The organism is Cobetia sp. PS-4MA (assembly GCF_057670765.1).
Map to the genome: position 1 here is coordinate 3,799,632 of NZ_CM173107.1, position 15,233 is coordinate 3,814,864.

The 15,233-nt window shown below is 57.7% G+C and carries 29 protein-coding genes; all 29 read right to left on the reverse strand.

Annotated features, from left to right (window positions below; translation table 11 throughout):
- Window positions 1-180: 180 nt before the first annotated feature.
- Window positions 181-567, reverse strand: coding sequence for a 50S ribosomal protein L17 (rplQ, locus tag AC26AR_RS15975; RefSeq protein ID WP_065392559.1), 387 nt, complete (start codon window positions 565-567; stop codon window positions 181-183).
- A 46-nt stretch (window positions 568-613) separates the two neighbouring features.
- Entirely contained in the window at window positions 614-1,612 is a 999-nt protein-coding gene (locus AC26AR_RS15980; RefSeq protein WP_065392560.1) for a DNA-directed RNA polymerase subunit alpha, read from the reverse strand.
- 74 nt (window positions 1,613-1,686) lie between these two features.
- Complete coding sequence (rpsD, locus tag AC26AR_RS15985) at window positions 1,687-2,307, reverse strand: 30S ribosomal protein S4 (protein WP_065392561.1); 621 nt, start codon at window positions 2,305-2,307, stop codon at window positions 1,687-1,689.
- A gap of 12 nt (window positions 2,308-2,319) precedes the next feature.
- Complete coding sequence (gene rpsK, locus AC26AR_RS15990; protein ID WP_043334827.1) at window positions 2,320-2,703, reverse strand: 30S ribosomal protein S11; 384 nt, start codon at window positions 2,701-2,703, stop codon at window positions 2,320-2,322.
- A gap of 30 nt (window positions 2,704-2,733) precedes the next feature.
- Window positions 2,734-3,090, reverse strand: coding sequence for a 30S ribosomal protein S13 (gene rpsM, locus AC26AR_RS15995; protein ID WP_024950672.1), 357 nt, complete (start codon window positions 3,088-3,090; stop codon window positions 2,734-2,736).
- 131 nt (window positions 3,091-3,221) lie between these two features.
- Window positions 3,222-3,335: a 50S ribosomal protein L36 gene (rpmJ, locus tag AC26AR_RS16000; protein ID WP_077373351.1), complete on the reverse strand. Its 114-nt coding sequence runs from the start codon at window positions 3,333-3,335 to the stop codon at window positions 3,222-3,224.
- A gap of 34 nt (window positions 3,336-3,369) precedes the next feature.
- Window positions 3,370-4,704 (reverse strand): preprotein translocase subunit SecY, encoded by a 1,335-nt coding sequence (secY, locus tag AC26AR_RS16005; protein ID WP_065392562.1) that lies wholly within the window; start codon window positions 4,702-4,704, stop codon window positions 3,370-3,372.
- Window positions 4,705-5,139 carry a 50S ribosomal protein L15 gene (gene rplO / locus AC26AR_RS16010; RefSeq protein WP_065392563.1) on the reverse strand — a complete coding sequence of 145 codons (435 nt, stop codon included), beginning with the start codon at window positions 5,137-5,139 and terminating at the stop codon, window positions 4,705-4,707. It abuts the gene before it with no gap.
- Between the two features lie 3 nt (window positions 5,140-5,142).
- A complete protein-coding gene (gene rpmD / locus AC26AR_RS16015; protein WP_024950669.1) occupies window positions 5,143-5,325 on the reverse strand; it encodes a 50S ribosomal protein L30 in 183 nt (60 codons plus the stop codon).
- A gap of 6 nt (window positions 5,326-5,331) precedes the next feature.
- Complete coding sequence (gene rpsE / locus AC26AR_RS16020; RefSeq protein WP_054556902.1) at window positions 5,332-5,832, reverse strand: 30S ribosomal protein S5; 501 nt, start codon at window positions 5,830-5,832, stop codon at window positions 5,332-5,334.
- Between the two features lie 11 nt (window positions 5,833-5,843).
- Window positions 5,844-6,194: a 50S ribosomal protein L18 gene (gene rplR, locus AC26AR_RS16025; RefSeq protein WP_024950667.1), complete on the reverse strand. Its 351-nt coding sequence runs from the start codon at window positions 6,192-6,194 to the stop codon at window positions 5,844-5,846.
- A 9-nt stretch (window positions 6,195-6,203) separates the two neighbouring features.
- Window positions 6,204-6,734, reverse strand: a complete 531-nt coding sequence (gene rplF, locus AC26AR_RS16030; RefSeq protein WP_065392564.1) for a 50S ribosomal protein L6 — start codon at window positions 6,732-6,734, stop codon at window positions 6,204-6,206.
- Between the two features lie 9 nt (window positions 6,735-6,743).
- Window positions 6,744-7,136: a 30S ribosomal protein S8 gene (gene rpsH, locus AC26AR_RS16035; protein ID WP_065392565.1), complete on the reverse strand. Its 393-nt coding sequence runs from the start codon at window positions 7,134-7,136 to the stop codon at window positions 6,744-6,746.
- Window positions 7,137-7,168: 32 nt separating this feature from the next.
- Entirely contained in the window at window positions 7,169-7,474 is a 306-nt protein-coding gene (rpsN, locus tag AC26AR_RS16040; protein WP_043334842.1) for a 30S ribosomal protein S14, read from the reverse strand.
- Between the two features lie 9 nt (window positions 7,475-7,483).
- The gene (rplE, locus tag AC26AR_RS16045) at window positions 7,484-8,023 is read right to left on the reverse strand and encodes a 50S ribosomal protein L5 (protein WP_065392566.1); all 540 of its coding nucleotides are present in this window, start codon (window positions 8,021-8,023) and stop codon (window positions 7,484-7,486) included.
- Window positions 8,024-8,040: 17 nt separating this feature from the next.
- Window positions 8,041-8,358 carry a 50S ribosomal protein L24 gene (gene rplX, locus AC26AR_RS16050; RefSeq protein ID WP_043334846.1) on the reverse strand — a complete coding sequence of 106 codons (318 nt, stop codon included), beginning with the start codon at window positions 8,356-8,358 and terminating at the stop codon, window positions 8,041-8,043.
- A gap of 15 nt (window positions 8,359-8,373) precedes the next feature.
- Window positions 8,374-8,745, reverse strand: a complete 372-nt coding sequence (gene rplN, locus AC26AR_RS16055; RefSeq protein WP_043334850.1) for a 50S ribosomal protein L14 — start codon at window positions 8,743-8,745, stop codon at window positions 8,374-8,376.
- 50 nt (window positions 8,746-8,795) lie between these two features.
- Window positions 8,796-9,056, reverse strand: a complete 261-nt coding sequence (gene rpsQ, locus AC26AR_RS16060; protein WP_043334852.1) for a 30S ribosomal protein S17 — start codon at window positions 9,054-9,056, stop codon at window positions 8,796-8,798.
- 1 nt (window position 9,057) lies between these two features.
- Window positions 9,058-9,249: a 50S ribosomal protein L29 gene (gene rpmC / locus AC26AR_RS16065; protein WP_024950659.1), complete on the reverse strand. Its 192-nt coding sequence runs from the start codon at window positions 9,247-9,249 to the stop codon at window positions 9,058-9,060.
- Complete coding sequence (gene rplP / locus AC26AR_RS16070) at window positions 9,249-9,662, reverse strand: 50S ribosomal protein L16 (protein WP_043334854.1); 414 nt, start codon at window positions 9,660-9,662, stop codon at window positions 9,249-9,251. Before rplP ends, rpmC begins: the two co-directional genes overlap by 1 nt.
- Before the next feature lie 11 nt (window positions 9,663-9,673).
- A complete protein-coding gene (gene rpsC / locus AC26AR_RS16075) occupies window positions 9,674-10,366 on the reverse strand; it encodes a 30S ribosomal protein S3 (protein WP_043334856.1) in 693 nt (230 codons plus the stop codon).
- Between the two features lie 10 nt (window positions 10,367-10,376).
- On the reverse strand, window positions 10,377-10,709 hold the full coding sequence (gene rplV / locus AC26AR_RS16080) for a 50S ribosomal protein L22 (protein ID WP_043334859.1): 333 nt from the start codon (window positions 10,707-10,709) through the stop codon (window positions 10,377-10,379).
- A gap of 19 nt (window positions 10,710-10,728) precedes the next feature.
- The gene (gene rpsS, locus AC26AR_RS16085; RefSeq protein ID WP_024950655.1) at window positions 10,729-11,004 is read right to left on the reverse strand and encodes a 30S ribosomal protein S19; all 276 of its coding nucleotides are present in this window, start codon (window positions 11,002-11,004) and stop codon (window positions 10,729-10,731) included.
- A gap of 22 nt (window positions 11,005-11,026) precedes the next feature.
- Window positions 11,027-11,854 (reverse strand): 50S ribosomal protein L2, encoded by an 828-nt coding sequence (gene rplB / locus AC26AR_RS16090; RefSeq protein ID WP_043334862.1) that lies wholly within the window; start codon window positions 11,852-11,854, stop codon window positions 11,027-11,029.
- Between the two features lie 16 nt (window positions 11,855-11,870).
- Window positions 11,871-12,167 carry a 50S ribosomal protein L23 gene (gene rplW, locus AC26AR_RS16095; RefSeq protein ID WP_065392567.1) on the reverse strand — a complete coding sequence of 99 codons (297 nt, stop codon included), beginning with the start codon at window positions 12,165-12,167 and terminating at the stop codon, window positions 11,871-11,873.
- Complete coding sequence (rplD, locus tag AC26AR_RS16100; RefSeq protein WP_065392568.1) at window positions 12,164-12,769, reverse strand: 50S ribosomal protein L4; 606 nt, start codon at window positions 12,767-12,769, stop codon at window positions 12,164-12,166. Before rplD ends, rplW begins: the two co-directional genes overlap by 4 nt.
- A gap of 13 nt (window positions 12,770-12,782) precedes the next feature.
- Window positions 12,783-13,421: a 50S ribosomal protein L3 gene (rplC, locus tag AC26AR_RS16105; RefSeq protein WP_065392569.1), complete on the reverse strand. Its 639-nt coding sequence runs from the start codon at window positions 13,419-13,421 to the stop codon at window positions 12,783-12,785.
- Between the two features lie 146 nt (window positions 13,422-13,567).
- The gene (gene rpsJ / locus AC26AR_RS16110) at window positions 13,568-13,879 is read right to left on the reverse strand and encodes a 30S ribosomal protein S10 (RefSeq protein WP_024950650.1); all 312 of its coding nucleotides are present in this window, start codon (window positions 13,877-13,879) and stop codon (window positions 13,568-13,570) included.
- A 147-nt stretch (window positions 13,880-14,026) separates the two neighbouring features.
- Entirely contained in the window at window positions 14,027-15,220 is a 1,194-nt protein-coding gene (gene tuf, locus AC26AR_RS16115; protein ID WP_065392570.1) for an elongation factor Tu, read from the reverse strand.
- Window positions 15,221-15,233 lie beyond the last annotated feature (13 nt).

A 15,233-nucleotide genomic window follows, 5' to 3' on the forward strand; every position in this document is an offset into this window, starting at 1 on the left:
AGGTGCCCCAGCGACACCCCTGACTCCTTCGTACCGTTTCCTTGCGGAACGTGACGAGTCAGGGCTTGCCCATGACGCCTGGCCGCATGAGCTGCCCAACCGACAAGCCTGTCTAACAGGCATAAAAAAAGGCCAACCCCGAAGGGTTGGCCTTTTCTTGTGGACGAAGCAAGCCGAAGCTTACTCTTCGCCCGCTGCCTCGGAGGCAGCCGGACGATCGACCAGCTCGACGAATGCCATCGGGGCATTGTCACCGGCACGATAGCCACACTTCAGGATACGCAGGTAACCGCCCGGACGGGTGGTGTAGCGCGGGCCGAGCTCATTGAAGAGCTTGCCGACCGCTTCCTTGGAACCGGTACGAGAGAACGCCAAACGACGGTTCGCAACGGAATCCTGCTTGGCCAGGGTGATCAGCGGCTCGATATGACGACGCAGTTCCTTGGCTTTCGGCAGGGTAGTCTTGATGACTTCGTGCTCTACCAGAGAGATGCACATGTTCTTGAACATGGCTTCACGGTGAGAGCTGGTACGGTTCAGGTGACGACCACTCTTACGATGACGCATGGTTGTGATTCCTTACCAGTCTGGGGCTTGAGCCGACCGGGCTTCCTTAAGCGGAAGCCTTGTCGTCCTTCAGGCTTGCGGGCGGCCAGTTTTCCAACCGCATGCCGAGGGACAGACCACGCGCGGACAGCACGTCCTTGATTTCATTCAAGGACTTCTTGCCGAGATTCGGGGTCTTCAGCAGCTCAACTTCGGTGCGCTGAATGAGATCACCGATGTAATAGATATTCTCGGCCTTGAGACAGTTCGCACTGCGAACGGTCAGCTCAAGATCGTCTACGGGACGGAGAAGGATCGGATCGATTTGATCTTCCTCTTCTTCGACTTCCTGTTCCTTGTCTGCTTCCAGATCAACGAAGGCGGCCAGCTGCTCCTGCAAGATGGTTGCGGAGCGGCGGATCGCTTCTTCCGGATCCAGCGTGCCGTCGGTTTCCAGGTCAATCACCAGCTTGTCAAGGTTGGTGCGCTGTTCAACACGCGCCGCCTCGACAGCATAGGAGACCCGGCGAACCGGCGTGAAGGTCGCATCCAGCTGGAGACGGCCAATGGCACGTGATTCGTCATCTGCAGAGAGACGCGCGTCAGCCGGTTCGTAGCCGCGGCCACGAGCGATCTTGAGTTGCATCTTCAGCTCGCCACCATCATTCAGGTGAGCGATGACGTGATCCGGATTCACGATTTCGAGATCATGGTCACCGGCGATGTCGCCAGCAGTCACGATGCCCGGGCCCTTCTTGTTCAGCGCCAGCACAGCTTCGTCGCGACCATGCATCTTGATGGCCACGTCCTTGAGGTTCAGCAGGATTTCGATGACATCCTCCTGTACCCCTTCAATGGCGCTGTACTCGTGCAGAACGCCTTCGATCTCAGCTTCCACGACGGCACAGCCGGGCATGGAAGACAGCAGGATGCGACGCAGAGCATTCCCCAGGGTGTGGCCGAAACCACGCTCGAAGGGCTCGAGGACGATCCGCGCATGATGGGCGCTGACTTCCTCGACCTTGATATCGCGAGGACGGAGAAACTCTGTCACTGAGCGCTGCATAAGAACACCTTTAAGGCTGCCAAACGGATAATCTGGGTACTCCAGCCGGGCCGACGAATCAGCCCGGCATCACATTACTTGGAGTACAGCTCGACGATCAGGTTTTCGTTGATATCGGCAGACAGGTCGCCACGCTCGGGGACAGCCTTGAAAGTGCCTTCCATCTTCTTGGAGTCGACGTCGACCCAGGAGACATCACCGCGGTTGGCAGCGAGTGCCAGAGACTGCTGGATGCGAGCCTGGTTCTTGGCCTTCTCACGAACGGTAACCACATCACCGGCCTTCACATTGAAGGAAGCGACGTTGACGGTACGGCCGTTCACGGCGATCGCCTTGTGGCTGACCAGCTGACGTGCCTCGGAACGCGTGGAGCCGAAGCCCATGCGGTAGACGACGTTGTCGAGGCGAGCCTCGAGGAGCTGGAGCAGAACCTCGCCAGTCGCGCCTTTCACGCGAGCGGCTTCTTTGTAGTAATTGCGGAATTGCTTTTCCAGAACGCCGTACATGCGACGAACCTTCTGCTTTTCACGCAACTGCAGGCCGTAGTCTGAAAGACGTTGACGGCGCTGGCCATGAACACCCGGGGGTTGTTCGGATTTGCACTTCTTCTCGAACGGAGTCACGCCACTCTTCAGGAAGAGGTCGGTGCCTTCACGACGAGACAGTTTGCACTTCGGTCCAATATAACGAGCCATGAGTCTGTCTCCTTAAACGCGGCGTTTCTTCGGCGGACGGCACCCATTATGCGGGATGGGGGTCACGTCGGTGATGCTTTGCACGCGGAAGCCTGCGGCATTGAGAGCACGCACGGCGGACTCACGACCCGGACCCGGGCCCTTGACCAGCACGTCGACGTTCTTCACACCATATTCGGCTGCAGCGGTCGCTGCACGTTCACTTGCGACTTGCGCAGCGAACGGGGTGCTCTTGCGAGAACCACGAAAACCCGAACCACCGGCAGTTGCCCAGGAGAGAGCATTGCCCTGGCGGTCTGTGATCGTCACGATAGTGTTGTTAAAAGAGGCATGGATATGCGCGATGGCATCCACTACCTGCTTTTTAACCTTCTTGCGCTTACTCGGGTTAGCCATTAGATGTTTCCTGTCTAAACGCCAGTTCGTTTACTTGCGAATCGGTTTACGCGGACCTTTGCGTGTACGTGCGTTGGTCTTGGTGCGCTGACCGCGCAACGGAAGACCACGACGATGGCGCAGGCCACGATAGCAACCGAGGTCCATGAGACGCTTGATGTTCAGCGTGATCTCACGACGCAGGTCGCCTTCGACGGTGTACTTACCCACCTCGGCACGAACCAGGTCCAGTTGTTCAACAGACAGATCAGCGATCTTGACGCTCGGTTCTAAACCGAGAGCGGCGCAGATCTGCTGTGCACGCGTACGGCCAATCCCGAAGATATAAGTCAGCGAGATCGCCGCGTGCTTGTTGTCCGGGATATTGACGCCAGCAATACGGGCCATCAGTTTTCTCCGAAAGGTTAGCGGCGGATTTTACATCCACAAAGGGCGCAATAGCATACCCCTTGATCCCGTTGGGAACAAGGGGGTATGCCAGCACCCGAGCTTGTATTCAGCTAAGCGGGGTCGAGGGATTAACCCTGACGCTGCTTGTGGCGCGGCTCAGTGCAGATGACCCGCACTGCGCCACGACGCCGAATGATCTTGCAGTTACGGCAAATTTTCTTGACGGAAGCTCGAACTTTCATCGTTCTCTCCAGTTTGCTAACAGGGGCTGCGCAATCAGCGCATCATGCCACCGCTGCCATAGCCTTTGAGGTTGGCCTTCTTCATCACCGACGCATACTGATTTGACATCAGATGCGACTGCACCTGGGCCATGAAGTCCATGACCACCACAACCACGATGAGCAGAGAGGTACCGCCGAAATAGAACGGAACCTGCCAGGCGACAACGAGGAATTGCGGCATCAGGGAGACGAGGGTGATGTAGAGGGCGCCGAACAGCGTCAGGCGAGTCATCACCTTATCGATGTAACGGGCCGTCTGTTCGCCTGGGCGAATCCCCGGCAGGAAAGCTCCTGACTTCTTGAGGTTGTCAGCAACATCCTTGGGATTGAAGACCAGCGCCGTGTAGAAGAAGCAGAAGAATACTACAGCGGCAGCGAAAAGCAAGATGTACAGTGGCTGGCCCGGCCCGAGAGCCTGAGAAGCCGTCTGCAACCATTGCATGCTTTCACTCTGGCCAAACCATTGGCCCATCGATGCAGGGAACAGCAGGATGCTTGACGCGAAGATCGGCGGGATGACCCCGGCCATGTTGACCTTCATCGGCAAGTAGCTGCTCTGACCGGCATACATCTTGTTGCCCACCTGACGGCGCGGATAGTTCACCGTGATGCGGCGTTGACCGCGTTCGATGAACACCACAAAGGCAACGGTAACGACTGCGAGCAGCGTCAGCGCCAGCAGCGGAAGCACATTCCAGGCACCATCATTGCGCGCCAGTTCGAAAGACTGGCCGATGGCACTCGGCAGCCCGGCGACAATACCAGCAAAGATGATCAGTGAGATCCCGTTGCCGATACCCTTCTCGGTGATCTGCTCTCCCAGCCACATCAGGAACACTGCACCAGCCACGAACGTACTCACGGCGGTGAAGTAGAAGCTGAAGTCAGCGGAATAGGCGACACCGTTTCCGACCAGTCCGACTGCCATGCCGATCGATTGGACCAGGGCCAGTACGACCGTGCCGTAGCGCGTGTACTGGCTGATCTTGCGACGACCGGCCTCACCTTCCTTCTTCAACTGCTCTAGCTGAGGCGAGACCACCGTCAGGAGCTGCATGATGATCGACGCGGATATGTAGGGCATGATGCCCAACGCGAAGATACTCATTCGCTCCAGTGCACCACCGGAGAACATGTTGAACATGCTCAGGATGGTGCCCTGGTTTTCCCTGAACAAGGCAGCAAGCTGGTCAGGATTGATACCGGGAACGGGGATGTGTGCACCGATTCGGTACACCACGATGGCGATGAACACGAAGCGCAAACGCGCCCAGAGTTCGCTCAACCCACTTCCCTGCATCGCCGGTACGTTTCCTGACTTAGCCATTTAGTCCTCTACCTTGCCACCGGCAGCTTCGATCGCAGCACGGGCACCCTTGGTGACCTTGATGCCGCGGACCGTGACTGCCTTGTCCAGTTCGCCGGAGAGCATGACCTTCGCGAACTTCGTGGAATCACGAAGCACGTTGGCCTTCTTCAGCGTTTCGAGGTCGACGATATCACCGTCTACCAGTGCCAGCTCGCTCAGGCGCACTTCTTCGGAAACCAGAGATTTCGCGGAAGTGAAACCAAACTTCGGCAGGCGACGCTGCATAGGCATCTGACCGCCTTCGAAGCCCGGCTTGACGCTGCCACCGGAACGGGACTTCTGGCCCTTGTGGCCACGACCGCCGGTCTTACCAAGACCGGAGCCGATACCACGACCGACACGCTTTGCAGCGTGCTTGGAGCCCGGGGCCGGACTCAGGGTATTCAATTTCATGGATTACTCTCCCTCAACACGGACAAGGTAATGAACCTTGTTGATCATGCCGCGTACCGCGGGGGTGTCTTCCAGCTCGACAGTGTGACCGATGCGACGCAGCCCAAGGCCTTTCATGGTGGCCTTGTGCTTTTCGAGGACGCCGATGGTGCTGCGGATCTGGGTTACCGTGATCTTAGCTGCCATGGTGCCTTACCCCGCAATCTTGTCGACAGACAGGCCACGCTTGGCGGCGATGTCTTCCGGAGATTTCATGGCAGCGAGACCGTTGATGGTCGCGCGCACCACGTTGACCGGATTGGTGGAACCGTAGCACTTGGCCAGGACGTCATGGACGCCTGCCAGTTCGAGCACGGAACGCATCGCACCGCCGGCAATGATGCCGGTACCTTCGGATGCTGGCTGCATGTAGATCTTGGATGCGCCGTGACGAGCCTTCACCGGGTACTGCAGGGTGTGGCCCTTCAGGTCAACCTTGATCATGTTGCGACGAGCTTGGTCCATTGCCTTCTGGATCGCGACCGGCACTTCACGCGCCTTGCCACGACCGAAGCCAACACGACCATTGCCGTCACCAACGACAGTCAGAGCGGTGAAACCGAAGATACGGCCGCCCTTGACTACCTTGGCGACGCGGTTGATCTGCACGAGCTTCTCTTGCAGGTCACCGCCCTTCTGTTCGATATTCGCCATCGTAAAACCCTTTAGAATTCCAGGCCGCCTTCACGTGCGGCATCGGCCAGGGCCTTCACGCGACCGTGGTACTTGTACCCGGAGCGATCGAAAGCCACTTGCTTGATACCCGCTTCCTTCGCGCGCTCGGCAATCAGAGCACCCACCTTGGCGGCGGAGTCCGAGTTACCGGTAGAACCTTCGCGCAGGCTCTTGTCGAGCGTGGATGCGGTGGCCAGGACCTGGCCGCCATCCGGCGAGATGATCTGCGCGTAGATGTGACGCGGGGTGCGGTTCACGCACAGGCGAAACACGCCCAGCTCGCGGATTTTCGCACGAGCGCGGCGGGCACGACGGAGACGAGATTCTTTCTTCGCGTTCATAACCCTGCCTTACTTCTTCTTGGCTTCTTTACGACGGACGACTTCGTCGCTGTACCGAATACCTTTGCCCTTGTAGGGCTCCGGCGGACGGAACGCGCGAATCTCTGCGGCGACCTGACCCAAAGCCTGCTTGTCAGCAGATTTCAGGACGATCTGAGTGTTCTTCGGCGTTTCAGCCGTAACACTTGCCGGCAGTTCATAGTCGACCGGGTGTGAGAAGCCCAGTGTCAGGTTGATTGTCTGGCCTTTGGCCTGGGCACGATAACCCACACCATTGATTTCCAGAGACTTTGTGAAGCCTTCGGAAACACCAGACACCATGTTGTTGACCAGAGCACGTGTGGTACCAACCATTGCCCAGTTCTTGGCAGTCTCAGCCGGGGCGAAGGTCATCTGACCTTCTTCCAGGTTGATGACCACGTCCTGGTGGACGGTCAGTTCCAGCTGGCCATTGCTGCCCTTCACGGTCAGCTTGTCGCCATCGAGTTTTGCCTCGACGCCGTTCGGCAATTTAACCGGATACTTGGCTACGCGGGACATTCCAAACTCCTAGAATACGGTGCAGAGGACTTCGCCGCCGACACCAGCTTGACGGGCCGCACGATCGGTCATCACGCCCCGGGAGGTGGAAACGATCGCAATACCCAGGCCATCTGCGACTTTCGGCAGCTCGCCCTTGCCTTTGTACTGGCGCAGGGACGGCTTGGAAACACGCTTGATGTTCTCGATAACCGCCTTGCCTTCAAAGTACTTGAGGGTCACGGTCAGTTCCGGCTTCGCGCCTTCTGCGACAGCAAACTCGGAAATGTAACCCTCTTCCTTCAATACGCGGGCCACTTCAACCTTGAGCTTGGAAGACGGCATGGTAACCGTCTCCTTGGTGGCCATCTGCGCATTGCGGATACGAGTGAACATATCCGCCAGAGTGTCTTGCATGCTCATTTACGTTGCGCTCCTGAATTCTTGCAGTGGTGTTACCAGCTGGACTTGGTCAGACCAGGCACGTCACCACGCATAGCGGCTTCACGCAGCTTGTTGCGGCTCAGGCCGAACTTGTTGTAGTAGCCGTGCGGACGGCCAGTGATACGGCAGCGGTTACGCTGACGGACCGGGCTGGCATCACGCGGCAGCTGCTGCAGTTTCAGCTGTGCGTCGAAGCGCTCTTCTTCAGAAGCGTTGACGTCATTGATGATGGTCTTCAGTGCGTCGCGCTTGGCGGCGTACTTTGCGACCAGCTTGGTGCGCTTGAGCTCACGCTCAACCATGCTTTTCTTTGCCATGATCCACCCTTATTTCTTGAACGGGAAGTTCAGCGCGCCCAGCAACGCACGACCTTCATCATCGGTGTTGGCGCTAGTGGTGATGGTGATGTCCAGGCCACGAATCCGGTCGATCTTATCATACTCGATCTCCGGGAAGATGATCTGCTCACGCACACCCATGGAGTAGTTTCCACGGCCATCGAAGGACTTCGGGTTCAGACCGCGGAAGTCACGAACGCGCGGGATAGCCACGTTCACGAGACGGTCCAGGAAGTCCCACATACGATCGCTGCGCAGGGTCACCTTGACACCGATCGGCCATCCTTCGCGGACCTTGAAGCCAGCGATGGACTTGCGTGCCTTGGTGATGATCGGCTTCTGACCAGACAGCATCTGGAGATCGGCAAACGCGTTGTCGATCAGCTTCTTGTCAGCGGTGGCTTCACCGATGCCCATGTTCAGGGTCACCTTGGTGATACGCGGCACCTGCATCACGTTGGCGTAGCCGAACTGCTCTTTAAGCTGGGCGGCCACTTCGTTCTGATAACGTTCTTTCAAGTTCGCCATGTTGTACCCGACTCGCGTTAGGCGTCGATCAGCTTCTGAGTCGACTTAAAGATGCGTACCTTAGTACCGTCTTCCTGAACCTGGATACCGACACGATCCGCCTTGCCGGTCTCCTGGTTGAAGATGGCCACGTTGGACGCGTGAATCGGAGCCTCGCGCTCGACGATACCCCCCTGGGTGCCCAGCATCGGGTTGGGCTTGGTGTGACGCTTGATCATGTTCACACCGGACACTAGCAGACGCTCACCTTTCAGCACCTTGCTGATGGTACCGCGCTTGCCCTTGTCCTTCCCGGCGATGACGATGACTTCATCGTCACGTTTGATCTTTTGCATATCCGCTTCCGCTCCTTACAGCACTTCGGGCGCCAGGGAAATGATCTTCATGAACTTCTCACTGCGAAGTTCACGGGTAACCGGGCCGAAGATACGGGTACCGATCGGCTGTTCGTTGGTGTTATTCAACAGAACGGCCGCATTACCGTCGAAGCGGATCACGGAACCGTCATTACGACGGACACCGGCTTTGGTACGAACGACCACTGCCTTCATGACTTGGCCTTTCTTGACCTTGCCACGCGGGATAGCTTCTTTGACGGTGACCTTGATGATGTCTCCAACACGAGCGTAACGGCGGTGTGAACCACCCAGCACCTTGATGCATTGCACCCGGCGCGCGCCACTGTTGTCGGCGACATCCAGCATTGTCTGAGTCTGAATCATCGGTTTTCTCCAAACCTAATCTGACTGCCTGGTGGGAACTGGCCTCGGGATCAACCCTTGGCCTGTTCAACCACCTCGACCAGGGTCCAGGCTTTCTTCTTGGACAGCGGACGAGTCTCGGCGATAGAGACGGTGTCACCGATCCGAGCCTGATTCGCCTCATCATGGGCGTGCAGCTTGGTGGAGCGTCTCAGGTACTTGCCATAGATCGGGTGACGCTCACGGCGCTCGACCATGACAACGATGGATTTTTCCATCTTGTCACTCACCACCTTGCCGGTGAGTGTGCGTGCTTTAGTTTCTTCGGCCATTTTACTCACCTGACTTCTGGTTGAGCACAGTCTTAACCTGAGCAATTTGGCGACGAGTCTGCTTGAGCAGGTGAACCTGGCTCAGCTGACCGGTAGCCTTCTGCATGCGCAGATTGAATTGCTCACGCAGCAGTTCGAACAACTGCTCCTGGAGCGCCTCGACTGACTTTTCACGGAGTTCTTGGGCTTTCATCACATCACCGTCCGCTTAACAAAGGTGGTGGAGATCGGCATCTTCATAGCGGCCAGACTGAATGCTTCACGGGCCAGCTCTTCGGATACACCTTCGATCTCGTAAAGGACCTTGCCGGGCTGGATCTGTGCGACCCAGTACTCGACAGAACCCTTACCTTTACCCATACGAACTTCCAACGGCTTGTTGGAAATCGGCTTGTCTGGGAAGACGCGGATCCAGATCTTACCGCCACGCTTGACGTGACGAGTGATGGCACGACGGCCAGCTTCGATCTGACGAGCGGTGATACGACCACGGCCGGTGGCTTTCAGGCCAAACTCACCAAAGCTTACCTTGCTTCCGCGATGCGCCAGGCCACGATTGCGACCTTTCTGCATCTTGCGGAATTTCATACGCTTGGGCTGTAACATCGATTACCCCCTTACTTGCCTTTCTTCTTGGGTGCGGACGCGGGCTGCTTCGCCTTGGCTCGCACCTCTTCGATGCCACCGAGGATCTCGCCTTTGAAGATCCAGACCTTGACACCAATGATGCCGTAGGTGGTGTGAGCTTCGAAGGTGGAGTAATCAATGTCAGCACGCAGGGTGTGAAGCGGAACGCGGCCTTCGCGGTACCATTCGGTACGGGCGATTTCGGCACCGCCGAGACGACCGGAGAGCTGAATCTTGATGCCCTTGGCGCCCAGACGCATTGCGTTCTGCACAGCACGCTTCATCGCACGACGGAACATGACACGACGCTCGAGCTGACCTGCCACATTGGCAGCGACCAGCTTGGCATCGAGTTCCGGCTTGCGAATCTCCTCGATGTTGATGTGGACGGGAACGCCCATCATCTCGGAAACTTCACGACGAAGGCGATCGACATCTTCACCTTTCTTACCGATCACGATACCCGGACGGGCAGTGTGAATGGTAATACGGGCGTTGTTTGCCGGACGCTCGATGCTGATGCGGCTCACGGAAGCGCTTTTCAGACGCTCTTCCAGGAATCCACGCACCTGCAGATCGTTGTTCAGTTTGTCGGCATAGGTAGCGCCTTCGGCGTACCAGACAGAGGTATGATCCTTGACAATACCCAGTCGGAAACCTGTCGGATTAACTTTCTGACCCATTGGTCGTCTCCTACTTCTCGGCTACCTTGACGGTGATATGACAAGTGCGCTTCAAGATGCGATCCGCACGGCCTTTGGCACGTGGCTGGATGCGCTTGAGCGTCATGCCCTCGTCGACACAGATAGTCGAGACGCGAAGCTCGTCAATGTCCATGCCGTTGTTTTCTTCCGCATTCGCGATCGCGGACTGCAGAACCTTGCGAACAATCTTCGCGGCCTTCTTCGGTGAGAAAGCGAGCAGATTCAGCGCCTCGGCGACCGGCTTACCGCGCACCTGGTCAGCCACCAAACGGGCCTTCTGGGCGGATAAACGAGCGCCGCGCAGCTTAGCAGCTACTTCCATCTCTTAAATCCTCTCTGGCTTACCGTTTGGCTTTTTTATCTGCAGCGTGCCCGCGGTATGTGCGGGTGGCAGCAAACTCGCCGAGCTTGTGACCGACCATTTCCTCAGAAACGAGAACCGGGACATGCTGGCGACCGTTATGGACGGCAATGGTGAGCCCGACCATGTTCGGCAGGATCATGGAACGACGCGACCAGGTCTTGATCGGTTTGCGGTCGTTCTTTTCCACTGCTGTCTCAACCTTCTTCAGCAGATGAAGGTCAATAAATGGACCTTTCTTCAGTGAACGTGGCACAGCCGTTACCTCTCAATATCTGTTACTTGGCCTTGCGGCGACGGACGATAAGCTTATCGGTGCGCTTGTTCTTGCGAGTCTTGTGACCCTTGGTCGGGACGCCCCACGGGCTGACCGGGTGACGGCCACCAGAGGTACGACCTTCACCACCACCATGCGGGTGATCGACAGGGTTCATCGCGACACCGCGAACGGTCGGGCGCACGCCTCTCCAACGCTTAGCACCGGCCTTGCCCAGTTGACGGAGGCTGTGCTCGGAGTTGCCCACTTCGCCGAGTGTTGCACGGCATTCGGACAGCACCTTACGCATCTCGCCAGAGCGCAGACGCAGCGTGGTGTAGTTACCGTCACGTGCCACGACCTGGGCACTGGTACCTGCACTACGAGCGATCTGAGCGCCCTTGCCCGGCTTCAGCTCTACACAGTGAACGGTGGAACCCACCGGGACATTGCGCAGCGGCAGAGCGTTGCCTTTCTTGATCGGTGCGTTGACACCGGACTCGAGACGGTCGCCAGCAGAGACACCTTTCGGTGCAATGATGTAGCGACGTTCGCCGTCGAGGTACTTCACCAGCGCGATGTTCGCGCTACGGTTCGGATCGTATTCCAGGCGCTCGACGATGGCCGGAATGCCATCCTTGTTGCGCTTGAAGTCGACCAGACGGTAATGGTGACGATGACCACCGCCGATGTGGCGAGTAGTGATGCGACCATTATTGTTACGACCACCGGACTTTGACTGCTTTTCAAGCAGCGGAGCGTACGCGCGACCTTTGAAAAGTTCGTCATTGACGACTTTTACCAGGTGGCGGCGACCGGCGGAGGTAGGTTTTGTCTTAACAATTGCCATGTTCCGTACTCCTGCCTTACTCGGCGCCAGAGAAGTCTTCGATGGTCTCGCCGGCGGCCAGAGTTACATAGGCCTTGCGATAACCAGCGCGACGACCAACACCGCGAGCGGTGCGCTTGGTCTTGCCTTTCATGTTCAGAACCTGAACACGATCGACTTTCTTGCCAAACAGCTCTTCGACGGCTTTCTTGATTTCGGGCTTTGTCGCGTCGCTGGCAACCTTGAACACGTACTGGTTGTTCTCGGCAGCGACCGCGGCCTTCTCGGTCATGTGAGGACCAAGCAGGACCTTGAATACGCGTTCCTGATTCATCCCAGGTTCTCCTCGAACTTGCGCAGGGCAGCGACAGTCATCAGCACCTTGTCGTAACCGACGAGGCTGACCGGGTCAGCGCCAGCGACATTGACGACGTCAACATACGGGATGTTGCGCGCAGCCAGGTACAGATTGACGTCCTGCTCTTCTGTGACGATCAGCGCTTTCTCAAGGCCCAGTTCCTGGAGCTTGGCGATCAGCAGCTTGGTCTTCGGAGCATCGACAGTGATTGCGTCGACCGCGACCAGGCGATCCTGACGGACCAGCTCGGACAGGATGGAACGCATGGCAGCGCGATACATCTTGCGGTTGACCTTGTGCGAGTGGTCCTGCGGACGCGCTGCAAAGGTCACACCGCCAGAACGCCACAACGGGGAACGGATGGTACCGGCACGAGCGCGGCCAGTACCTTTCTGACGCCACGGCTTCTTGCCACCGCCGGACACGTCAGAACGGGTCTTCTGAGCCACGGTACCCTGACGCGCACCAGCCAGATAGGCGGTGACGACCTGGTGAACCAGAGCCTCGTTGAAGTCCTTACCAAAGGTAGCATCGGAGACGTCTACTGCGCCGCCTGCACCTGCAAGATTAAGATTCATCGGTTAATTCCCCTCAGCGAGCTTTCACAGCGGAACGCACGATCACTTCGCCGCCCGGAGCACCTGGAACGGCACCCTTGACCAACAGAAGATTGCGCTCAGCGTCGACGCGGACCACTTCCAGGCTCTGGACGGTGGAACGGACGTTGCCCATCTGGCCAGCCATCTTCTTACCTTTGAAGACGCGGCCCGGGGTCTGACAGTTACCGATGGAACCCGGCGCGCGGTGCGACAGTGAGTTACCGTGGGTAGCGTCTTGGGTGCGGAAGTTCCAGCGCTTAACTGCGCCCTGGAAACCTTTACCCTTGGAGGTGCCAGTCACGTCAATCTTCTGACCAGCTTCAAAGAGGGATACGGTGAGTTCGCCGCCCACTGCAGGAGCTTCATCACCTTCTTCCAGGCGGAACTCCATCAGGGAACGACCAGCCTCAACACCTGCCTTGGCATACTGACCAGCAGTTGCCTTGGTGAGGTGCTTGGCCTTGCGGGAACCAGTTGTCACCTGAATCGCATTGTAGCCATCAGTCTCGACGGACTTGATGGTCACGATGCGGTTCGGCTCAACTTCAATCACGGTAACCGGCACGGATGCGCCAGCTTCGGTGAAGACGCGGGTCATCCCGGCCTTCTTACCGACTAAACCGATAGACATGTTCAGTCTCCTTTAGTGTACGGGGCTGTCACCCGCTATGGCTGCCCTTTCCAGAGCATTCCACTAGCACATTGTATGACGCCATCCCGGCGTGGCGGCTGCTGCTCCATCATTGAGAGCGCTGGGCCGCAGTGACTAGTGAGGTATCAGTCAACCTTGATCTGGACGTCCACACCGGCGGCCAGGTCAAGCTTCATCAGCGCGTCGACAGTCTTCTCTGTCGGCTCGACGATGTCGAGAACGCGCTTGTGGGTACGAATCTCATACTGGTCACGCGCGTCCTTGTTGACGTGCGGAGATACCAGGATGGTGTAACGCTCGCGACGGGTCGGCAGCGGGATCGGGCCACGAACCTGAGCACCGGTACGCTTTGCAGTTTCAACGATCTCTGCAGAGGACTGGTCGATCAGACGGTGGTCGAATGCTTTCAACCGGATGCGAATCTTCTGGTTTTGCATTGCCCAAAACTCCAATGGATGTCGACGGCGTAGGCCGTCACCCACGCATTCAAAGGATGCGCATTATAGGCAGACTGACATCAGGTGTCAAACATGCGAGAAAAGGGGGCCCAACAGGGCCCCCTTCTGTGTCAGGTAAGGAGAACCTTACTCGACAATCTTGGCCACGACGCCAGCGCCGACGGTACGACCGCCTTCACGGATAGCGAAGCGCAGACCATCTTCCATGGCGATCGGAGCGATCAGAGACACGACCATCTGGACGTTGTCGCCCGGCATGACCATCTCGACGCCTTCCGGCAGCTCACAGGTACCAGTGATGTCAGTGGTACGGAAGTAGAACTGCGGACGATAGCCCTTGAAGAACGGAGTGTGACGACCGCCTTCTTCCTTGGACAGAACGTAGACTTCTGCTTCGAACTTGGTGTGCGGCTTGATGGAGCCCGGCTTGGCCAGAACCTGGCCACGCTCGACGTCATCACGCTTGGTGCCACGCAGCAGAGCGCCGACGTTCTCACCAGCACGACCTTCGTCCAACAGCTTGCGGAACATCTCGACACCGGTAACGGTAGTCTTGGTGGTGTCACGCACGCCGATGATCTCGATCTCTTCGCCAGTCTTGACCAGACCACGCTCGATGCGGCCAGTCACGACGGTACCACGGCCAGAGATGGAGAAGACGTCTTCGATCGGCATCAGGAACGGCTGGTCGATAGCACGCTCCGGCTCCGGGATGTACGCATCCAGGGCCTTGATCAGGTTGGCAACGGCGGTAGTACCCATGCCGTTGTCGTCCTTGCCTTCCAGAGCCATCAGAGCAGAACCGATGACGATCGGAGTGTCGTCACCCGGGAAGTCGTACTCGCTCAGGAGTTCGCGCACTTCCATCTCGACCAGCTCGAGCAGTTCTTCGTCATCGACCATGTCAGCCTTGTTCAGGAAGACAACGATGAACGGAACGCCGACCTGACGGGACAGCAGGATGTGCTCGCGAGTCTGCGGCATGGGGCCGTCAGCTGCGGAACAGACCAGGATAGCGCCGTCCATCTGGGCAGCACCGGTGATCATGTTCTTGACGTAGTCAGCGTGACCCGGGCAGTCGACGTGCGCGTAGTGACGCACTTCGGACTGGTATTCCACGTGAGCGGTGGAGATGGTGATACCACGCTCACGCTCTTCCGGGGCGTTATCGATGGAGTCAAACGCACGCGCGTCACCACCGAAAACTTCTGCAGAGACACGAGTCAGTGCCGCAGTCAGAGTGGTCTTGCCGTGATCGACGTGACCAATGGTGCCGACGTTGACGTGCGGCTTCGAACGCTCAAATTTTTCCTTAGCCACTGCTATAACCTCT